General features: G+C 47.7%; 2 protein-coding genes. Both read right to left on the reverse strand.

Annotated elements, in window-relative coordinates:
• Window positions 1-36: 36 nt before the first annotated feature.
• Window positions 37-879 carry an IS3 family transposase gene (locus FYJ53_RS21050; protein ID WP_090415498.1) on the reverse strand — a complete coding sequence of 281 codons (843 nt, stop codon included), beginning with the start codon at window positions 877-879 and terminating at the stop codon, window positions 37-39.
• Window positions 876-1,229 carry a helix-turn-helix domain-containing protein gene (locus tag FYJ53_RS21960; protein WP_090415500.1) on the reverse strand — a complete coding sequence of 118 codons (354 nt, stop codon included), beginning with the start codon at window positions 1,227-1,229 and terminating at the stop codon, window positions 876-878. Before FYJ53_RS21960 ends, FYJ53_RS21050 begins: the two co-directional genes overlap by 4 nt.
• Between the last annotated feature and the right edge of the window lie 59 nt (window positions 1,230-1,288).

Consider the following 1,288-nt stretch of genomic DNA (forward strand, 5'->3'; position numbering starts at 1 on the left):
TGATCTGAACCCCAAAAGTTAGACAAAAGAATTAAATCAAGCAGCTTCGAGGGCTTGCTTCCTGTGAACAGCAGGAGGTAAGCCCTTTAGCTTGGCTTTGATACGACGGTTATTGTAGTAGTCAAGGTACTCGATCAGCTCGTCTTTGAACTGATCCATAGAGTCAAACTCTTTCATGTATAGGAGCTCGCTCTTCACTAGTCCAAAGAAGTTCTCTATCACAGCATTGTCAAGACAGTTGCCCTTTCTGCTCATGCTCTGCTTGATACCATGATCTTTAAGCAACTTCTGATACTGCTTGTGTTGGTACTGCCAGCCCTGATCGGAGTGGAGGATCGGTTCTGCCCCGCGGGACAGAACCGACAGCGCCTGCCTCGCCATGTTCAGCACCAAAGACAGAGCCGGATGTTCGCTGATAGTGTAGCTCACAAGGTAGCTCGAATAGAGATCGAGTATCGGTGAGAGATAGAGTTTTCGTCCGAAGAGAGAGAACTCCGTGACGTCCGTTACCCACTTCTCGTTCGGCGCCGAGGTGCTGAAATCTCTCTCAAGCAGGTTCGGTGCTACCTTCCCGACTTCGCCCTTGTAGGAGCGATATTTCTTAATGCGTACCATGCATTTTATCTTCTCTTCATTCATCAATCGCAAAACGGTTTTGTGGTTGATGACGTAACCACGGTTGTGCATTTCCATGGTTATCCTTCGATAGCCATATCGTCCCTTGTTCTCATGGAATATGTCAGTGATCTGTTTCCTTATCTCGCTGTACTTGTCCTCGTCCTTCATGTGCTTGATGTAGTAATAGTACGTAGAACGGGGAAGCTCTGCTATCTCCAACAGCAGCGACAGCTTGAATTCATGCCTTAATTCCCAGATCACTTGCGCCCTTTGCCTTGGCGTTCCTCTTCCTGAATTAAGGCTCGCAATTTTTTTAAGTATGCATTCTCCGATCGAAGCCTTTGTACTTCGGCGATGAGATCCTCTTCGACCTCCGGCTTGAGCTGCTTTCGCGGTCTGCCGCCGCCTTTACTGCCGCGGCCTCGCCGTTCTACATACAGCCCTTCCGGGCCTTCCTCGAGATAGATGCGCTCCCAAAGCTGCAGAGAATATCGACTAACACCGTATTGTGTTGACACTTCCCTTTGGCTAAGTCCGCCATTACGCACTAATTCAACCAGCTTCTGCTTTAATTCACCGGTGTATTTCTTGTTTGGTATTCCTTTTGGCATATAAAATCACCCCACTTGTTAGTATTATACCACATGTCTAACAAATGGGGTTCACTTCA

This window comes from Eubacterium sp. BL-380-WT-2B, assembly GCF_009696115.1.
Lineage (GTDB): Bacteria > Bacillota > Clostridia > Eubacteriales > Eubacteriaceae > Eubacterium > Eubacterium callanderi.

What these genes read in the sequence shown, in the direction of transcription:
- FYJ53_RS21960 (WP_090415500.1), bottom strand. Translation starts at nt 1,229, where the DNA reads ATGCCAAAAGGAATACCAAACAAGAAATACACCGGTGAATTAAAGCAG.